Origin of the sequence: Nocardioides agariphilus (genome assembly GCF_015352445.1) — a bacterium.
GTDB lineage: Bacteria > Actinomycetota > Actinomycetes > Propionibacteriales > Nocardioidaceae > Nocardioides > Nocardioides agariphilus.
Map to the genome: position 1 here is coordinate 64,228 of NZ_JADKPO010000009.1, position 16,194 is coordinate 80,421.

A 16,194-nucleotide genomic window follows, 5' to 3' on the forward strand; every position below is an offset into this window, starting at 1 on the left:
CGGTGACGTCGATAGACTCGCGCCTCGGCCGCCCACGGGAGAGGGGTGACTCGTGACCTTCGACGTCCACCAGCTCGACCAGTTCGTGCTGGTGGGGTCGGCTGTCACGATCCTGGCGATCCTCGCCGTGCGGATCTCGTCGCGAGCTGGACTGCCCAGTCTGTTGATCTACCTGGCGATGGGCGTCGCGCTGGGCGAGAAGGGTCTCGGGATCCAGTTCGACGACGCTGCGGTCGCGCAGGCGCTCGGGTTCGCCGCGCTGGCGCTCATCTTGGCCGAAGGTGGTCTGACCACGAGCTGGCGCGACTTCCGCCCCTCGATGCCGATCGGGCTGTCCTTGGCGACGATCGGCGTCGCGGTCTCGATCGCAGTGATGGCCGTCGGCACGCACTACCTGCTGGGGCTGCCGTGGGAGCTGGCCGTACTGCTCGGTGCGGTCACCTCGCCGACCGACGCGGCAGCGGTGTTCTCGGTACTTCGGGCGGCACCGATCAAGAAGCGCCTCTCGGGTGTGCTCGAGGCCGAGTCCGGTCTCAACGACGCACCGACCGTCGTTCTCGTCACGCTGATCTCCAGCGACGCGCTGGGCGAGCACGGCATCACCGTGACGGCCGCGATCGTGGGCTACGAGCTGCTGGTCGGCGTCGGGTGCGGGCTGCTGGTCGGCTTCGGCGGGTCGTGGCTGATGCGCCGCGCGGCGCTGCCGGCGTCCGGTCTCTACCCGATCGCCGTGCTGACGCTGACGTTCTTGTCCTACGGCTCCGCCGCGTACGTCCACGCCTCCGGCTTCGCGGCGGTGTACGTCGCGGCCCTCGTGCTCGGCAACTCCGAGCTGCCCCACCGTGGCGCGACGCGTTCGTTCGCCGAGGGTGTCGCGTGGCTGGCGCAGATCGGGCTGTTCGTGATGCTCGGCCTGCTGCTGACTCCGTCGCGCATCGATCTCTGGGCGACCCTCGGCCAAGCCCTGGTCGCCGGTCTCGTCCTCACCGTCCTGGCCAGGCCGATCTCGGTCCTGGCCAGCTCGGTCGTACGCCGGATGCCGTGGCGCGACGTCACCTTCTTGTCCTGGGCGGGGCTGCGTGGCGCCGTGCCGATCGTGCTGATGACCATCCCCCTGGCCGAAGGCGTGGTCGACTCGGAGCGGCTGTTCGACGTGGTCTTCGTGATGGTGGTGCTGTTCACGCTGCTGACCGGCCCGACTCTCCCGCTCGTGGCTCGTCGGCTCGGTGTCGACCGTCGCTACGAGCCACGCGAGCTGGACCTGGAGGCCGCACCCCTCGAACGCATCGCCGCCGACCTGCTGCAGGTCACGATCACCCCGGCCTCGCGGTTGCACGGCGTTGAAGTGGGCGAGCTGCGCCTGCCTGAAGGAGCGTCGGTCTCGATGCTGATCCGCGAGGGGCGCTCGCTCGTCCCCGAACGGCGTACGGTCCTCAAGCGCGGCGACGACATGCTCGTGGTGACGCCTCGCAAGCTGCGGGAGGCCACCGAGCGCCGCCTGCGCGACGTCTCGCTCGGAGGACGGCTGGGGCGCTGGCTGACCGAGGAGTGACCCGACAGAGGCGTCGGTATCAGCTCGTCTCGACGTTGGGCACGCAGATCTCGGTGTCCTCCTCGACGGCCACCGTGCGCTTGCCCTTGACCAGCTTCTCGAAGTCGTCGCCCACCACCACGACCACACCGGCGCCGGTGACGTCGCGTCGTACGACATCGGCCTCGGGCCCGAGGCGAGTGCGGACGAGGCGTACGTCGGCGCGGTTCGGGTCGTCGGTCCAGATCTCGGCGACCTTGACCTCGCTGCCCTCGGGTGCGTTGCCGATGTCGCCCTCGCCGAAGCCCTGGTCGGCGAACAGGTTGAGGGTGCGGTCGGCGAGACCGCTGCGGTTGCTGGCGTTGAGAACGCTGACCGTGACCTGGCTGGCGCGGATGCGGTCGCCGGCAGTGAGCGTGGTCAACGTGCACTTGCCGGGGTCGGGATCGGCCGGCAGCGGTCGCGTCATCGCGGCATAGCCCCAGAAACCGCCGGCGACCAGCATCACGCAGAGCACGGACAAGGTGATGATCGTCTTCAGGTGGAAGTTCATCGCGCCCCCGGTTCCCCGACTCAGCCGGCAACCGGGAGCACGCGCGCGTGAAGGACGTTGCGTTGCTGCAGCGCCGCTCGCAGTGCCCGGTGGAGGCCGTCCTCGAGGTAGTACTCTCCGCGCCACTCGACGACGTGTGCGAACAGGTCTCCGTAGAACGTGGAGTCCTCGTCGAGCAGTGCTGCCAGCTGCAAGGTGTCCTTCGTGGTGACGAGCTCGTCGAGCCGTACCTGCCGCGGTGGTACGTCGGCCCACGCGCGCGAGTCCATCCCGTGGTCGGGATAGGGCCTCCCCTCACCCACGCGCTTGAAGATCACGCGGGCAGTGTAGGCAGAAGTGGGGCGTGCTGACTCCACCCGTTTCGGCTGATCTGCGCAGATGGTGTCGCGGTTAGTCTTCGCCCCATGAGCGCAACTCCGCCCGAGCAGCCCGCCGAGACCAGCGCAGCGGCCGCGGCCGCGCCTCCACCCGCTGCCGAGCCCGCCCCCGTTCCCGCTCCTGCCGCTGCTCCCCCTCCGGCGGAGCCGGTGGCAGCAGCCGAGCCGGACCCCCTCGTCGACGCGGTCGCTCCGGGCTACGCCTTCGAGGGCGCGGCGCTCGAGCTGGGCGGCCTGATGCGCAACGCGACCGACCTCACCGACGTACACATTCGCATCCCCCTCGGCATGCTCAACCGCCACGGCCTCGTCGCGGGTGCGACCGGAACCGGCAAGACCAAGACCCTGCAGCTGCTCGCCGAGCAGCTCAGCGCCAACGGGGTGCCGGTCTTCGCCGCCGACATCAAGGGCGACCTCTCGGGCATGAGCGTGCCGGGCGAGGGCGGCGAGAAGATCGCCGCTCGGGCGCAGTCGGTCGGGCAGGCGTGGACGGCGACGGCGTTCCCGGTGGAGTTCTACGCCCTCGGCGGCCAGGGCACCGGCATTCCGCTGCGCGTGACGATGACCGCGTTCGGGCCGATCTTGTTGTCGAAGGTCCTGGGTCTCAACGACACCCAGGAGTCGAGCCTCGGGCTGGTCTTCCACTACGCCGACCAGAAGGGCCTGCCGCTGCTGGACCTGGCCGACCTCCGCGCGGTCGTGCAGTGGCTGACCAGCGACGAGGGGAAGGCCGACCTCAAGCTCCTGGGCGGCCTGTCTGCCGCGACGGCCGGCGTGATCCTGCGCGAGCTGATCGGCTTCCAGGACCAGGGCGCCGATGCCTTCTTCGGCGAGCCGGAGTTCGAGTCCTCGGAGTTCCTCCAGACGACGCCCGACGGTCGCGGCCTGGTCAGCCTGGTCGAGCTGCCCAACCTCCAGGACCGGCCCGCGGTGTTCTCGACGTTCTTGATGTGGCTGCTGGCCGACCTCTTCCACGACCTGCCCGAGGTCGGCGACATCGACAAGCCCAAGCTGGTGTTCTTCTTCGACGAGGCACACCTGCTGTTCAACGACGCGTCCAAGGCGTTCCTCGACCAGATCGCCCAGACCGTGCGGCTGATCCGCTCCAAGGGGGTCGGCGTGTTCTTCGTGACGCAGTCGCCGACCGACGTACCCGACGTCGTCCTCGCCCAGCTCGGCTCGCGCATCCAGCACCAGCTGAGGGCGCACACGCCCAACGACGCCAAGGCGCTCAAGCAGACGGTCAACACCTACCCGACGTCCGCCTACGACGACCTCGGCGAGGTGATCACCTCACTCGGCATCGGCGAGGCGGTCGTGACGGTGATGAACGAGCGCGGCGCCCCGACACCGGTCGCGTGGACGCGGCTGCGGGCGCCCGAGTCGCTGATGGGCATCGCCGACGCGGCCGTGATGCAGGCGAGCGTGAACGCCTCTCCCCGCTACGCGAAGTACGCCCAGCTCGTCGACCGCGAGTCGGCCCACGAGATGCTCACCGCCAAGGTCGAGGAGGGCGCACGCCGTGCCGCCGAGGAGGCCGAGGAGAAGGCTCGGGCCAAGGAGGCCGCGAAGCCGGCGCCGCGCTCGAGCGGATCGTCTCGGCGTACGTCGAGCAGGCGCGACGACGGCGGCATCGTCGAGGACGTCGTCAAGTCGGGAGCCTTCAAGGACTTCATGCGTACGGCGGCCCGCGAGATCGCCCGCGGGATGTTCGGAACCGCGCGTAGGCGCTGACCAGCGCCGCCTAGGGTCGGGCCATGGCCCTGGACCCTGACGAGTTCTATGCCCACGCTCTCGCTGCCACGGACGATGAAGGTCGGCTCCCGCTCTCGCGGATGACCATGTGGGAGGTCGCGCCCTTCGACCAGGACGGGTTGCGTGTCGTGCCGCTGCGGCCACCGGTGGTACCCGAACCGCCGCGCCACGGAGAGGACCCTGCCACCTGCAGGACGTGTGGGCGTGAGGACGGCGTCTGGACCAACGACCGCTGGCGGTTGACGCGGATCGGCGGAGTCGGCGTACCGCTCGTACTGATGCTCATCCCGCGCGCTCACCACGACATGGGCGACCTGCCCGACGACCTGGCGGCCGAGCTCGGTGTGCTGAGCGCCCACATCACCCGCCATGTCGAGGCCCTGCCCAACGTCGCGCGCTGCCACACCTACCGGATCGGCGACGGGGGTGCGCACCTGCACATCTGGTTCTTCGCCCGTCCGCTGGGGCAGGGCCAGTTCTACGGGTCGTGGCTGCCGGTGTGGGACGACCTCCTGCCGGAGTACCCCGAGGACCTGGCCCAGGCCGACGCGGAGTCGGTGGGCCGGGCCGTCGAGGCGAGCCACAGCCGGTAGGTCAGCTCACGGTCGCGTAGTGCTCCGCCGCGTTGCTCTCGAACTCGAAGCCGACGAAGGCCTCGTCGCCGATCACCCAGGCGTCGTGGCCGGGCTCGATGACGTAGACGTCGCCCTTGGCGAGCTCGAAGGTGTCGGTGCCGTGGGAGACGCCGAGCCGTCCCTCGTGGACGACGCCGACGTGCAGCACCTGGCAGTGCTCGGTGCCGACGATGGGCTTGACCGACTCCGACCATCGCCACCCCGGCTGCAGGGTGAGGCGTGCCGACGAGTGGCTCCCGAGACGGACGACGTCGACCACGGCGTGGGGCGGGGTGCGCCTCTCGTCTGGCTCGTCGTAGGACCGCTTGATGAAGGCGGTGTGCTGGGTGTCCATCTCTCCTCCTCGGTTGGTGGGTGGATCGATGCTGGCACTGCGCGCGCGTCGGCGGAATAGACCTACCTTATGGTCGGATGTCGACCAGACCGCGATGTCGCCATTGGCGGGGATTGGCGGTCGACCTACCCACTCCTCGACGCTCCTGCGTCTCCAGAGCGTTCCTCGGCCGCCAGGACCTTGCCGAGGGCCGTTGCGATCACCGACAGCTCTTCGCGGTTGAGGTGGCTTGCGAAGTGACTCTCGATGGCTGCGATGTAGGTGGGAGCGGCGGCGCGCAACCTGCTGCGCCCGCCGGCGGTGATGGTGGCGAACGACGAACGCTTGTCGTCCGGGTTGGGCACTCGCTCGACCAGCCCGGCGTGCTCGAGCTCGGTGACCACCCGGCTGATCTGCTCCCGGCTCAGCACTGCAGCTGCACCCAGATCAGACATGCGCAAGCGTCGCTCGGGAGCTGCGTTCAGCACCAGGAGAACGTCGTACCAGGAAATGGGCAGGCCGGCCGCCGCCACCTCACGTGCAAGCTTCGGGACGACTGCCGCGTGGACGCGCAACACCGTGGCCCATGCGGCCACGCCCGGTCCTTCGCGCCCGCCGGTCTCGTCCGTCATGCGTGCAACCTAACTCATCTGTGCGTGCGCACGCACATTGACAATGCCGCTTGATGGTGCCAATCTTATGTACGTGCACACGCACATACATCCGGAAAGGAACAAGCAATGCCGACATTCATGACTCGCGCTGAGGTCGAGGACCTGATCGCGAACGACCAGGACCACACCCTGATCGATGCCCTGCCCCACAGCTACTACGCCCAGCAGCACCTTCCTGGCGCCCTCAACCTCGTGGAGACCGACGTCGCCACTCTGGCGGCACAGCTCCTGCCGAACAAGGACGCCACGGTCGTCACCTACTGCTCCAACGAAGCCTGCCCCAACAGCAAGGCCGTCGCCCGCCGCCTCGAGGCGCTGGGCTACACGGACGTCCGCACCTACGCCGCCGGCATCCAGGACTGGGTCCAGGCCGGCAACGCGACCGAAACCAGCCTGGCTTCCTGACAAGCCTCGATCACAGACAAGGAACAGACCCATGACGGAAACCATCACCACCCCATCGAGGGCTACGGGGTGACCTGGAACGTCGCCCTCGAAGCGGGCGGCGTCCTGGTGGGCAAGGACATCAAGATCACCATCGACATCGAGACCGTCCTGTCTCGTTGAGCAACCTGCGACAGGTGTCGCGGCACCCGCAAAGCTACGTCGACCGCCTGCGACACAGTCAGCCCGAACCGACGCCAGTGTGTTGCGGTTGGCGGAGGATGCGGGATTCGAACCCGCGAGGGCGTGAACCCAACCCGCTTTCCAAGCGAGCGCCATAGGCCTCTAGGCGAATCCTCCGCGCAGGAGGCTACCCGGCGCCGTACTCCGCCGGGAAATCCGCTCCGCTGCCCGAAGGGCGCCGTCGGATTGGTCGGCTCCGAAGCCCTCACCTACACTCGTCGGCAACCCCCCATGTGGCGGCATCTCGCTGAACTCCCCCAGGGCCGGAAGGCAGCAAGGGCAGGCGCGCTCTGCCGGGTACGTGGGGGGCCTTTTCATGTCCGGGTGCGGGCGGACTCGTCGTCTGACCTGCGGTGATCCGATGATCGGCTGATGCCTGCGTACGACGGCTGACGGACGTCGGCGGGCCTGGTTAGGGTTCAGGGGTGGACGCACCCCTGGCTCTCTACCGGCGCTATCGGCCGGAGACGTTCACCGAGGTCATCGGGCAAGACCACGTCACCGAGCCGCTCCGGGCGGCGCTGGCGGGCAACCGGGTCAACCACGCCTACCTCTTCTCGGGTCCGCGGGGTTGCGGCAAGACCACCAGCGCCCGCATCCTGGCGCGCGCGCTCAACTGCGAGCAGGCCCCGGTGGCCGACCCGTGCGGCGAGTGCGACTCGTGCCGCGACCTGGCACGCGGGGGGCCGGGCAGCATCGACGTGATCGAGATCGACGCCGCGTCCCACGGAGGCGTCGACGACGCCCGCGACCTCAGGGAGAAGGCGTTCTTCGCACCGGTGCGCAGCCGCTACAAGGTCTACATCATCGACGAGGCGCACATGGTGACCACGCAGGGCTTCAACGCCCTGCTCAAGCTGGTCGAGGAGCCGCCGCCCCACCTGAGGTTCATCTTCGCCACGACCGAGCCCGACAAGGTCCTGCCGACGATCCGGTCGCGCACCCACCACTACCCGTTCCGGCTGATCCCGCCCAAGCTGCTCTCCTCCTACCTCTCCGAGCTCTGCGACAAGGAGAGCGTCGCCATCGAGCCGGCCGCGCTGCCGCTGGTCGTGCGGGCCGGAGCAGGCTCCGCGCGAGACAGCCTCAGCGTGCTCGACCAGCTGATCGGGGGAGCCGGCAGTGACGGGGTCACCTATGCCCTGGCCTCCGGACTGCTCGGCTACACGCCCGACACCTTGCTCGATGACGTGATCGACGCCTTCGCGGCCGGAGACGGGGCGTCGATCTTCGGTGTGGTCGACCGTGTGATCGAGACCGGACAGGACCCCCGCCGCTTCACCGAGGACCTGCTGCGGCGGCTGCGCGACCTGGTGATCATCTCGGCGGTCCCTGATGCTCCTGCCAGCGGGCTGATCGACGTGGCCGAGGACGCCGGCGAGCGATTGGTCGCCCAGGCCGCGAGGTTCGGCGCTGCCGAGCTGAGCCGGGCCGCCGACCTGGTCGCCACGGGACTGACCGAGATGCGCGGAGCCACCGCTCCACGGCTGCTGCTCGAGCTGATCTGTGCCCGAGTGCTGCTGCCCGGTGCCGACGGCAACGACGGGGTGATGGCCCGCCTCGACCGGCTCGAACGCCGGATGGCGATACCCGGCCAGGTGGCCGCCGTCCCCGCGGCGCAGCCGACCGCTGCGTCGGCGACGACGACCCCGCAGCCGACACCGGTCAGCAGGCCCGAGCCGCCGGGCGAGGCCGAGCCCCTGGCGGCGGCGCCGCCCGAGCCGATGCCCGAGCCGACGCCTGATCCTGGGCCGATGCCTGAGCTGACGCCTGATCCTGGGCCTGATCCTGGGCCTGATCCTGGGCCTGATCCTGGGCCCGCGGCCGTGGTCTCGACGGGCTCGACCGAGGTGGGTGGCGTGCTGGCCCTGGTCGACGTGCGCCGGCTGTGGCCCGACATCGTCGAGGCCGTCAAGGCCCGGCGCCGTCTCACCTGGATCCACCTCACCCAGCACGCCCAGGTCGTGGCGGTCGACGCGACGACGCTCACCCTCGGGTTCAGCAACGCCGGGGCCCGCGAGTCCTTCGACGGCGGCGGCAGCGCCGAGATCGTGCGCCAGGCCGCGATCGACGTGGTGGGCTCGGACTGGAAGGTCGAGACGATCGTCGACCCCGGCGCGCAGCCGGCCGCCACCGCGTCGCCCGTGACCCCGGCGCCGTCACCCGAGCCGACGGTCGGGGTCGAGCCGCCGGTCGCGGCCGAGCCGCCGGCCCAGGCCGATCCCGCGGCCGTCGCTGCTGCCCGCGAGGCGATCCAGCAGACGCGTGCACCCGGGTCCACCAACGACCGAGACCCGGCCACCGACCCGCGCGCCGCGGCCGACGCCGAGGCGCATCCCGACGACGATGACATCGACTCTTCCGGTCTCGCCGGGGCCGAGCTGCTCCAGCAGCAGCTCGGCGCCGAGGTGATCGAGGAGATCAAGCACCCCTAACCCGGAAGGCCACCGATGACCGAGGACCACGACCCCAGCCCCGCCAGCCCGCTCGACGCCTTCGGCGCCGGCGGCTTCGACATGAACGCGCTGCTCCAGCAGGCCCAGCAGATGCAGGAGCGTCTCGAGGACGCCCAGGCCCAGCTCGCCGACGCCACCGTCGAGGGCAGCGTGGGCGGGGGAGTGGTGAGCGTGACCGTCAACGGCGTGGGCGAGCTCGTCGGGGTCTCGATCCGCGAGGGCGGCTTCGACGGCGGCAGTGCCGAGGACCTGGCTGACCTGGGCGACCTGATCGTGGCCGCCTACCGCGATGCCAAGGGCCGAGCCGACGCGCTGGCCAGCAAGGCCCTCGGGCCGCTCGCCGGCGGCATGCCCGGACTCGGGTAGAAGCCCTCTCCATGTACGAAGGCGTCATCCAAGACCTCATCGACGAGCTCGGCCGACTGCCGGGCGTGGGGCCCAAGAGCGCGCAGCGCATCGCCTTCCACCTGCTGCAGGCCGACCCCGTCGACGTACGCCGCCTCGCCGACGTCCTGGTCGAGGTCAAGGCGCGCGTGAAGTTCTGCACCACCTGCTTCAACGTCTCCGAGGACGACCAGTGCCGCATCTGCCGCGACCCGAGGCGCGACCCGACGGTGCTGTGCGTGGTCGAGGAGTACAAGGACGTCGTGGCCATCGAGCGCACGCGCGAGTTCAAGGGGCGCTACCACGTACTCGGCGGCGCGATCTCCCCCATCGACGGCATCGGTCCCGACCAACTGCGCATCCGTGAGCTGCTGACCCGCCTCGCCGACGGCACGATCACCGAGGTCATCTTGGCCACCGATCCCAACCTGGAGGGTGAGGCGACCGCGACCTACCTCACCCGTATGCTCAGGGAGTTCGGCCTGCGGATCACCCGGCTGGCCAGTGGGCTTCCGGTCGGAGGCGACCTGGAGTACGCCGACGAGGTGACCCTGGGCCGGGCCTTCGCAGGCAGACGCTCCGCAGATGACTAGGCAGGACAGGAGAAGACGACGGTGACCGAGGACGAGCTTCTCGACGCGGTCGAGGACGTCGAGTCCCTCGACAGCACCACCGAGGACTTCGCGGCGTCGATCGCCGACTCGGTGGAGAGCTTCCTGATCGCGTTGCGCGCTGCCTCGCGCGAGTCCGATGGGGGCCAGGTCATCTCGTTGCTCCTGCTCGAGATCAGCCAGGTCCTGCTGGCCGGCGCGCGACTGGGCGCGCAGGTCGACTTCGAGACGCGTTCGGAGTACCAGCCCGACGTCGGCCCCGACGCCGACCTCGACGACATGCGGCTGCGGTTGGCCAAGCTGCTCGGCGGCATCGACACCTACAGCTTCGTCTTCGACCCCTACGACCCCGACGTCGTCGACAGCAACGTCTCCGACGACCTGACCTCGATCGCCTCCGACCTCGAGAACGGGTTGCGCCACTACCGGGCCGGAGACGTCGACGAGGCCCTGTGGTGGTGGCAGTTCTCCTACGTCTCCTCGTGGGGCAACCTGGCCGGTGCGCTGCTCAACGCGCTGCTCTCGGTGGTCTCCCACGACCGGCTCGACACCGATGTCGCCGAGCTCGACGCCGACCAGGTCGCTGCGGCAGACGAGATGTTGGCCCATGAGATGTCGACGGACTCGACCCCAGACGCTCGTTAGAATCGGAGCGCCGCCCGCGCAATGGCGCGCGTGACACGGCACTTCATCTGGTTGATTCCTAGGACGGACTTCCCGTGGGCATTGTCGTCCAGAAGTACGGCGGCTCGTCGGTGGCCGACGCGACCGGCATCAAGCGGGTCGCGCAGCGCATCGTCAACACCAAGCGCGCCGGTCACGACGTCGTCGTGGTCGTCTCTGCCATGGGCGACACCACCGACGAGCTGCGCGACCTCGCCGAGCAGGTGACGCCGCTGCCGCCACCGCGGGAGCTCGACATGCTGCTGACCGCCGGCGAGCGCATCTCGATGGCGCTGCTGGCGATGGCGATCGCCCAGCTGGGCCACAAGGCGCAGTCCTTCACCGGCTCGCAGGCGGGCGTGATCACCGACTCGGCGCACGGTCGCGCCAAGATCATCGACATCACGCCGGGCCGCATCGTCAACGCCATCGACGCCGGCTCGATCGCGATCGTCGCCGGCTTCCAGGGCGTCTCGCAGGACACCAAGGACATCACCACCCTCGGGCGCGGCGCGTCCGACACCACCGCGGTCGCGCTGGCCGCAGCCCTCGGGGCCGAGGTGTGCGAGATCTACAGCGATGTCGACGGTGTCTTCACCGCCGACCCCCGGATCGTGCCGACTGCTCGCAAGCTCGACCGGGTCTCCCACGAGGAGATGCTCGAGATGGCGGCATCGGGTGCCAAGATCCTGCACTTGCGCTGCGTCGAGTACGCCCGCCGCTACGGCATCCCCGTCCACGTCCGGTCGTCGTTCTCCACCAAAGAAGGCACCTGGATCCTGGCCGACCCGACCCAAGGAGACCCCGCTATGGAACAGGCCATCATCGCCGGCGTCGCCCATGACCGCAGCGAGGCCAAGATCACCGTGGTCGGCGTGCCCGACAAGGTGGGCGAAGCCGCGCGCATCTTCGAGGCGCTGGCCTCGGTCGAGGTCAACATCGACATGGTCGTCCAGAACATCTCGGCGGCCGCCACGGGCCTGACCGACATCTCCTTCACGTTGCCTCGCGAGGACGGCAACACGGCGATGAGCGCGCTGGCCCGCATCCACGACGAGGTCGGCTACGACAAGCTGCTCTACGACGACCAGATCGGCAAGGTGTCCCTGATCGGCGCCGGCATGCGCTCGCACCCCGGCATCACCGCGCGGTTCTTCGCGGCCTTGGCCTCTGCTGGCGTCAACATCGAGATGATCTCCACCTCCGAGATCCGCATCTCGGTGATCGTCGACCAGGCGCAGGTCGACGCTGCGGTGCAGGCCACCCACACGGCGTTCGACCTCGACGCCGACGAGGTCGAGGCTGTCGTCTACGGCGGGACGGGTCGCTGACATGGCGAGCATCGGAGTAGTCGGCGCCACCGGGCAGGTAGGCGTCGCCATGCGGCAGATCCTCCTCGAGCGCAACTTCCCCGCCGACGAGATCCGCTTCTTCGCCTCGGCCCGCTCGGCGGGCACCGTGCTGCCGTTCGGCGACCGCGAGGTCGTCGTCGAGGACGCCTCGATCGCCGACCCCAGCGGCCTCGACGTGGCCTTGTTCTCGGCGGGTGCGACGACCTCGCGCGCGCTGGCGCCGACCTTCGCCGCCGCCGGAGCGATCGTGGTCGACAACTCCTCGGCCTTCCGGATGGACCCCGACGTCCCGCTGGTGGTCTCCGAGGTCAACCCGGAGGCAATCGGCCAGGCCCGTCGAGGGATCATCGCCAACCCCAACTGCACCACCATGGCCGCGATGCCGGTGCTCAAGCCCCTGCACGACGAGGCCGGTCTGGTGCGGCTCATCGCCTCGACCTACCAGGCGGTCTCCGGCTCCGGCGTCGCCGGCGTCGAGGAGCTCGCCGGCCAGGTGGCCGCAGCGGGAGACAAGGCCCGCGAGCTGGCCTACGACGGCGAGGCGGTGACGTTCCCCGACCCCGTCAAGTACGCCCGCACGATCGCCTACAACGTGCTGCCGCTCGCCGGTGCGATGGTCGACGACGGTCTGTTCGAGACCGAGGAGGAGCACAAGCTGCGCAACGAGTCGCGCAAGATCCTCGGCATCCCCGACCTGCGCGTCTCCGGCATCTGCGTTCGCGTCCCCGTCTTCACCGGCCACTCGCTGGCCATCAACGCCGAGTTCGAGCGTCCGCTGACGGTGGCCCGCGCCCAGGAGCTGCTCGCAGGCGCTCCGGGGGTGGAGCTGACCGACGTACCCAATCCGCTCCAGGCGGCCGGCAAGGACCCGTCCTACGTCGGCCGCATCCGGCAGGACCCCGGGGTCGACGACGACCGTGGCCTGGCGTTGTTCGTCAGCAACGACAACCTGCGCAAGGGCGCGGCCCTCAACACCGTGCAGATCGCCGAGCTGGTCGTCGCCCGCGGCTGATCGGCCACGGCCGCATCTGTCACGCAGCGCCGACGAGAAAAATTGCCCCGCGGCGCCGTCCGGAAGGTGTGCCCGTCAGTAGCATTCCGGGTGACGCCGCGGGGCCCCCGCGGCAAATCTGGGGTTCGAGTAGCTCAGTACGGCGTGGTGCGGGCCAGGGTCAGCGCCCGGTCCATCTCGAACGGCGCGGCCTGGTTGTAGAGCCAGGGCCGACCGAACCACATGTACGCGTCGACGTACTGCGTGGCCAAGGAGTTGATCCTGGCGCTCATGCCCCACTTCGGGTCGCCGACGTCGACGGTCGGCGGGATGCCGAGGGTGACGCACCGGATCTGGGAAGGCGTCTGGCAGGCGTAGGCGTGGTCGAAGTTCGGGCCCTTGTAGGTGTAGCCCTTGAAAGGCCGGCCGTTCGAGGAGGTGTTGATGACCCCGAACTTATTGGGCATGCCCCGGGCAGCCAGCGCCTTGGAGATCCTCGCCGACTGCTTGACCTGTCGTGCCGTCGAGTCGTAGTGGGTGCTGTTGAGCGCGAAGCCGCGGGCCCACTGGATGCCCATCGGGATCAGCATCCGCAGCGCATTCTTGGCGCTGTCGCGCTGCCAGTCGGCGGCGCCACCGTCGATGTAGACGCTGACGTTGGGCAGGGCGCTCAGCGTGCGGACGGCGTAGCGGATCATCCGGGCCGGGAGCTTGGAACGTCCGGGCGCACACATCACGAACGGGCCGTCCGGCTGCATGATGATCGCCATGTGGGTGCTGCCCACACCGGCCGCGAAGCCGTCGATCCAGCGCTTGTAGGAGTCCCGCTCGGCCTGGGTCGGCAGCCGCCGGCAGGCCTCGCGCTCCCACGGGACCATCCGGAAGATGGAGACCTGCACGAGCACCTCGGGGTCGCCGCCGGTGGTCAGGGCGATGTACTTCTCGACGCGCTGCTTGATGTCGGAGTCGGCCTGCCAGTGTCCGAACCAGGTGGCCTTGGGGCGCTGGATGATCTTGTCGAGCACCGCCTGGTCGTCGGTCGGGGCGGCCAGGTACGGCAGCCACGCCTGCTCGGCCAGACCCTGGTAGACGCCCCAGCCGCGCACGAGCGGGTTGGCCGGCGTACCGACGTAGGCGGCCTGCTCGGACGGCTGGTAGACCGGCGGGTCGTAGTTCTCGTTGGCCGGTCCGCGGTTGACCGTCGTCGAGGTGACGTCGGCGTTGGCGCCGGTGGAGGTGGTCAGGGCAACCATGGCGAGCAGCGCTGCTGCGGCCACGGCGGGCTTCCTGATAAGGGGGGATGTACGCATTTCGGGGGGTGTCTTTCCTGCTCGCTGACGACTTGCGGGAATCCCCCCGGAGCTCCCCAGCTCCAGTGATGAGAAGTCTGTCCTCGATGGGTCGCCGGCGTGCGGGAACTGTCGACATTTGGCTGACCGGTCTGGACGACTGGACCGACCGGGCCGTTATCGGGCTCGGGGACTTCCCTTGGCGCGGGTTCGGGTGATAAGCGACCCAACCCGGCGCAGCGACTCCTGAGACGACGAATCCGCGACGCACCAGGTGCGTCGCGGATCACAAAGTCGGGCTGACAGGATTTGAACCTGCGGCCTCCTCGTCCCGAACGAGGCGCGCTACCAAACTGCGCCACAGCCCGATGCGGACCGCAAGAGTTCTCGACCGGTCCGCAACCTCGGCAACCCTACCGGAGCGTGGGACCGCGCTCCCAATCGGTTCAGTCGGCGCGAGGGGTCAAGGTGAGCAGGGTTGCCTCGGGTCGGCAGGCGACCCGGATGCGGGCGTAGGGGCTGGTGCCGACGCCGGCAGATACGTGCAACCAGGTGCTGCCCGGGTCGCCGTCACGCGAGTCGGCGGGATGGCGGTGCAGGCCCTTGGCGCGGGCGTTGTCGAGGTCGCAGTTGGTGGTCAGCGCGCCGATGATCGGCAGGCACACCTGGCCCCCATGGGTGTGGCCGGCGATGACCGCGTCGTAGCCGTCGGCGGCGAACTGGTCGAGCACCCGCAGGTACGGCGCGTGCGTGACGCCGAGACGTACGTCGGCGCCGGGGTCGGCCGGCCCGGCGATCAGGTCGAGGCGGTCGTAGCGCAGGTGCGGGTCGTCGACGCCGGCGAACGCGAACGAGGAGTCACCCACCTTGAGCTGATCGTTGCGGTTGGTGAGATCGAGCCAGCCCGCCTCGACGTACGCACGTTGCAGGTCCGGCCACGGCAGCTGCGGCTTGTCGACGTACCTCGTTCCGGTGTCGGGCAGCAGGTAGCGGATCGGGTTGCGCAGCGTCGGCACGTAGTAGTCGTTGGACCCGAAGACGAAGACCCCCGGACGTTCGAGCAGCGACCCGAGAGCGGCGGTGACGACGGGTACGGCGTCGCGGTGGGCGAGGTTGTCGCCGGTGTTGACGACCAGGTCGGGCTCGAGGTCGGCCAGGCTCGCGACCCACTCCTGCTTGCGGCGCTGGCCCGGGGTCATGTGGATGTCGCTCAGGTGGAGCACCTTGAGCGGGCGGTGACCGGCGGGTAGGAGCGGAAGCTCCACGGTGCGCAGGGTGTAGGCGCGAGCCTCCCAGGCGGCGTACGCCGTCAGGGCAGCACCGGTGACCGCTCCGGCGGCCACCGTGCCGGTGAGGAGGTCGACAGGGCGCACCCGACCAGGGTTCCACACAGGGGAGAATGGGGAGCATGAGCGCCCTGAAGGACCGACTACGAGCCGACCTGACCACTGCCATCAAGGCCCGCGACGAGGTGCGATCCGGCACCCTGCGCATGGTGCTCACCGCGATCACCAACGCCGAGGTCGCCGGCAAGGTGGCCAGGGAGCTCAGCGACGACGAGGTCGTCGGTGTGCTCTCGACCGAGGCCAAGAAGCGCCGCGAGGCCGCGGTCGCCTTCGCCGACGGCGGCCGTCAGGAGATGGCCGACAAGGAGGTCGCCGAGGCCGCCGTGATCGCCGACTACCTGCCCGAGCAGCTCACCTCCGCGGAGATCGAGGCGCTGGTCAGCGCCACTATCGCCGAGCTCGGCGTCGCAGGTGAGGGCATGAAGGCCATGGGCCGCGTGATGGGAGTCCTGACCCCGCAGGTACGTGGTCGCGCCGACGGCGGCGCCGTGGCCGCCGAGGTCAAGCGGCAGCTTGGGTAGTCGCGCGCGAGTCGGCGTCGGCTCACCGGGTTTCGAGACGGTTGCTAGCGCAACCTCCTCAACCAGCGGTGATCCGTCGCGCGCGAGTCGGCGTCGGCTCACCGGGTTTCGAGACG

At 69.6% G+C, this 16,194-nt stretch carries 17 protein-coding genes, 2 tRNA genes and 1 other RNA gene; 12 read left to right on the forward strand and 8 right to left on the reverse strand.

Features of this window, described 5'->3' with window-relative positions; translation table 11 throughout:
• Positions 1-52: 52 nt before the first annotated feature.
• A complete protein-coding gene (locus ISU10_RS08465) occupies positions 53-1,552 on the forward strand; it encodes a potassium/proton antiporter (RefSeq protein WP_194695948.1) in 1,500 nt (499 codons plus the stop codon).
• Between the two features lie 19 nt (positions 1,553-1,571).
• On the opposite strand, the gene ISU10_RS08470 is transcribed toward ISU10_RS08465, so the two are convergent.
• A complete protein-coding gene (locus ISU10_RS08470) occupies positions 1,572-2,084 on the reverse strand; it encodes a LytR C-terminal domain-containing protein (RefSeq protein ID WP_194695949.1) in 513 nt (170 codons plus the stop codon).
• 20 nt (positions 2,085-2,104) lie between these two features.
• Complete coding sequence (locus ISU10_RS08475; protein ID WP_194695950.1) at positions 2,105-2,401, reverse strand: type II toxin-antitoxin system VapB family antitoxin; 297 nt, start codon at positions 2,399-2,401, stop codon at positions 2,105-2,107.
• A gap of 87 nt (positions 2,402-2,488) precedes the next feature.
• Here ISU10_RS08475 and ISU10_RS08480 point away from each other — a divergent pair, with 87 nt between their 5' ends.
• Positions 2,489-4,195 carry a helicase HerA-like domain-containing protein gene (locus tag ISU10_RS08480; RefSeq protein ID WP_194695951.1) on the forward strand — a complete coding sequence of 569 codons (1,707 nt, stop codon included), beginning with the start codon at positions 2,489-2,491 and terminating at the stop codon, positions 4,193-4,195.
• A 23-nt stretch (positions 4,196-4,218) separates the two neighbouring features.
• On the forward strand, positions 4,219-4,809 hold the full coding sequence (locus ISU10_RS08485; protein WP_194695952.1) for an HIT family protein: 591 nt from the start codon (positions 4,219-4,221) through the stop codon (positions 4,807-4,809).
• Between the two features lies 1 nt (position 4,810).
• On the opposite strand, the gene ISU10_RS08490 is transcribed toward ISU10_RS08485, so the two are convergent.
• Positions 4,811-5,185: a cupin domain-containing protein gene (locus tag ISU10_RS08490; protein ID WP_194695953.1), complete on the reverse strand. Its 375-nt coding sequence runs from the start codon at positions 5,183-5,185 to the stop codon at positions 4,811-4,813.
• A 125-nt stretch (positions 5,186-5,310) separates the two neighbouring features.
• The gene (locus ISU10_RS08495) at positions 5,311-5,796 is read right to left on the reverse strand and encodes a MarR family winged helix-turn-helix transcriptional regulator (RefSeq protein WP_194695954.1); all 486 of its coding nucleotides are present in this window, start codon (positions 5,794-5,796) and stop codon (positions 5,311-5,313) included.
• A gap of 108 nt (positions 5,797-5,904) precedes the next feature.
• On the opposite strand from ISU10_RS08495, the gene ISU10_RS08500 reads away from it, so the two are divergent.
• Positions 5,905-6,243: a rhodanese-like domain-containing protein gene (locus tag ISU10_RS08500; RefSeq protein ID WP_194695955.1), complete on the forward strand. Its 339-nt coding sequence runs from the start codon at positions 5,905-5,907 to the stop codon at positions 6,241-6,243.
• A 251-nt stretch (positions 6,244-6,494) separates the two neighbouring features.
• Here ISU10_RS08500 and ISU10_RS08505 read toward each other — a convergent pair.
• A tRNA-Ser gene (locus tag ISU10_RS08505) sits at positions 6,495-6,582 on the reverse strand.
• Positions 6,583-6,688: 106 nt separating this feature from the next.
• Here ISU10_RS08505 and ffs point away from each other — a divergent pair.
• The 7 genes from ffs (at position 6,689) to ISU10_RS08540 (ending at position 12,943) form a co-directional block, all read left to right on the forward strand.
• An RNA gene (gene ffs, locus ISU10_RS08510) (signal recognition particle sRNA small type) lies at positions 6,689-6,779 on the forward strand.
• A gap of 111 nt (positions 6,780-6,890) precedes the next feature.
• Positions 6,891-8,900 (forward strand): DNA polymerase III subunit gamma and tau, encoded by a 2,010-nt coding sequence (locus tag ISU10_RS08515; RefSeq protein WP_194695956.1) that lies wholly within the window; start codon positions 6,891-6,893, stop codon positions 8,898-8,900.
• Positions 8,901-8,915: 15 nt separating this feature from the next.
• Positions 8,916-9,287: a YbaB/EbfC family nucleoid-associated protein gene (locus ISU10_RS08520; protein WP_194695957.1), complete on the forward strand. Its 372-nt coding sequence runs from the start codon at positions 8,916-8,918 to the stop codon at positions 9,285-9,287.
• 11 nt (positions 9,288-9,298) lie between these two features.
• The gene (recR, locus tag ISU10_RS08525) at positions 9,299-9,898 is read left to right on the forward strand and encodes a recombination mediator RecR (RefSeq protein ID WP_194695958.1); all 600 of its coding nucleotides are present in this window, start codon (positions 9,299-9,301) and stop codon (positions 9,896-9,898) included.
• Positions 9,899-9,919: 21 nt separating this feature from the next.
• Entirely contained in the window at positions 9,920-10,561 is a 642-nt protein-coding gene (locus tag ISU10_RS08530) for a DUF5063 domain-containing protein (RefSeq protein ID WP_194695959.1), read from the forward strand.
• 74 nt (positions 10,562-10,635) lie between these two features.
• Positions 10,636-11,910, forward strand: a complete 1,275-nt coding sequence (locus ISU10_RS08535; protein ID WP_194695960.1) for an aspartate kinase — start codon at positions 10,636-10,638, stop codon at positions 11,908-11,910.
• A 1-nt stretch (position 11,911) separates the two neighbouring features.
• Positions 11,912-12,943, forward strand: coding sequence for an aspartate-semialdehyde dehydrogenase (locus tag ISU10_RS08540; RefSeq protein ID WP_194695961.1), 1,032 nt, complete (start codon positions 11,912-11,914; stop codon positions 12,941-12,943).
• Positions 12,944-13,077: 134 nt separating this feature from the next.
• Here the strand turns inward: ISU10_RS08540 and ISU10_RS08545 are convergent, their stop codons facing one another.
• From ISU10_RS08545 to ISU10_RS08555, 3 genes are all read right to left on the reverse strand, one after another.
• Complete coding sequence (locus tag ISU10_RS08545; RefSeq protein WP_194695962.1) at positions 13,078-14,199, reverse strand: glycoside hydrolase family 6 protein; 1,122 nt, start codon at positions 14,197-14,199, stop codon at positions 13,078-13,080.
• Between the two features lie 306 nt (positions 14,200-14,505).
• Positions 14,506-14,579: transfer RNA gene (locus ISU10_RS08550), tRNA-Pro, on the reverse strand.
• A 78-nt stretch (positions 14,580-14,657) separates the two neighbouring features.
• Positions 14,658-15,584: a metallophosphoesterase gene (locus ISU10_RS08555; RefSeq protein ID WP_194695963.1), complete on the reverse strand. Its 927-nt coding sequence runs from the start codon at positions 15,582-15,584 to the stop codon at positions 14,658-14,660.
• A gap of 35 nt (positions 15,585-15,619) precedes the next feature.
• Between ISU10_RS08555 and ISU10_RS08560 the strand changes: the two genes are divergently transcribed.
• Positions 15,620-16,078, forward strand: a complete 459-nt coding sequence (locus ISU10_RS08560; protein ID WP_194695964.1) for a GatB/YqeY domain-containing protein — start codon at positions 15,620-15,622, stop codon at positions 16,076-16,078.
• Positions 16,079-16,194: the final 116 nt, after the last annotated feature.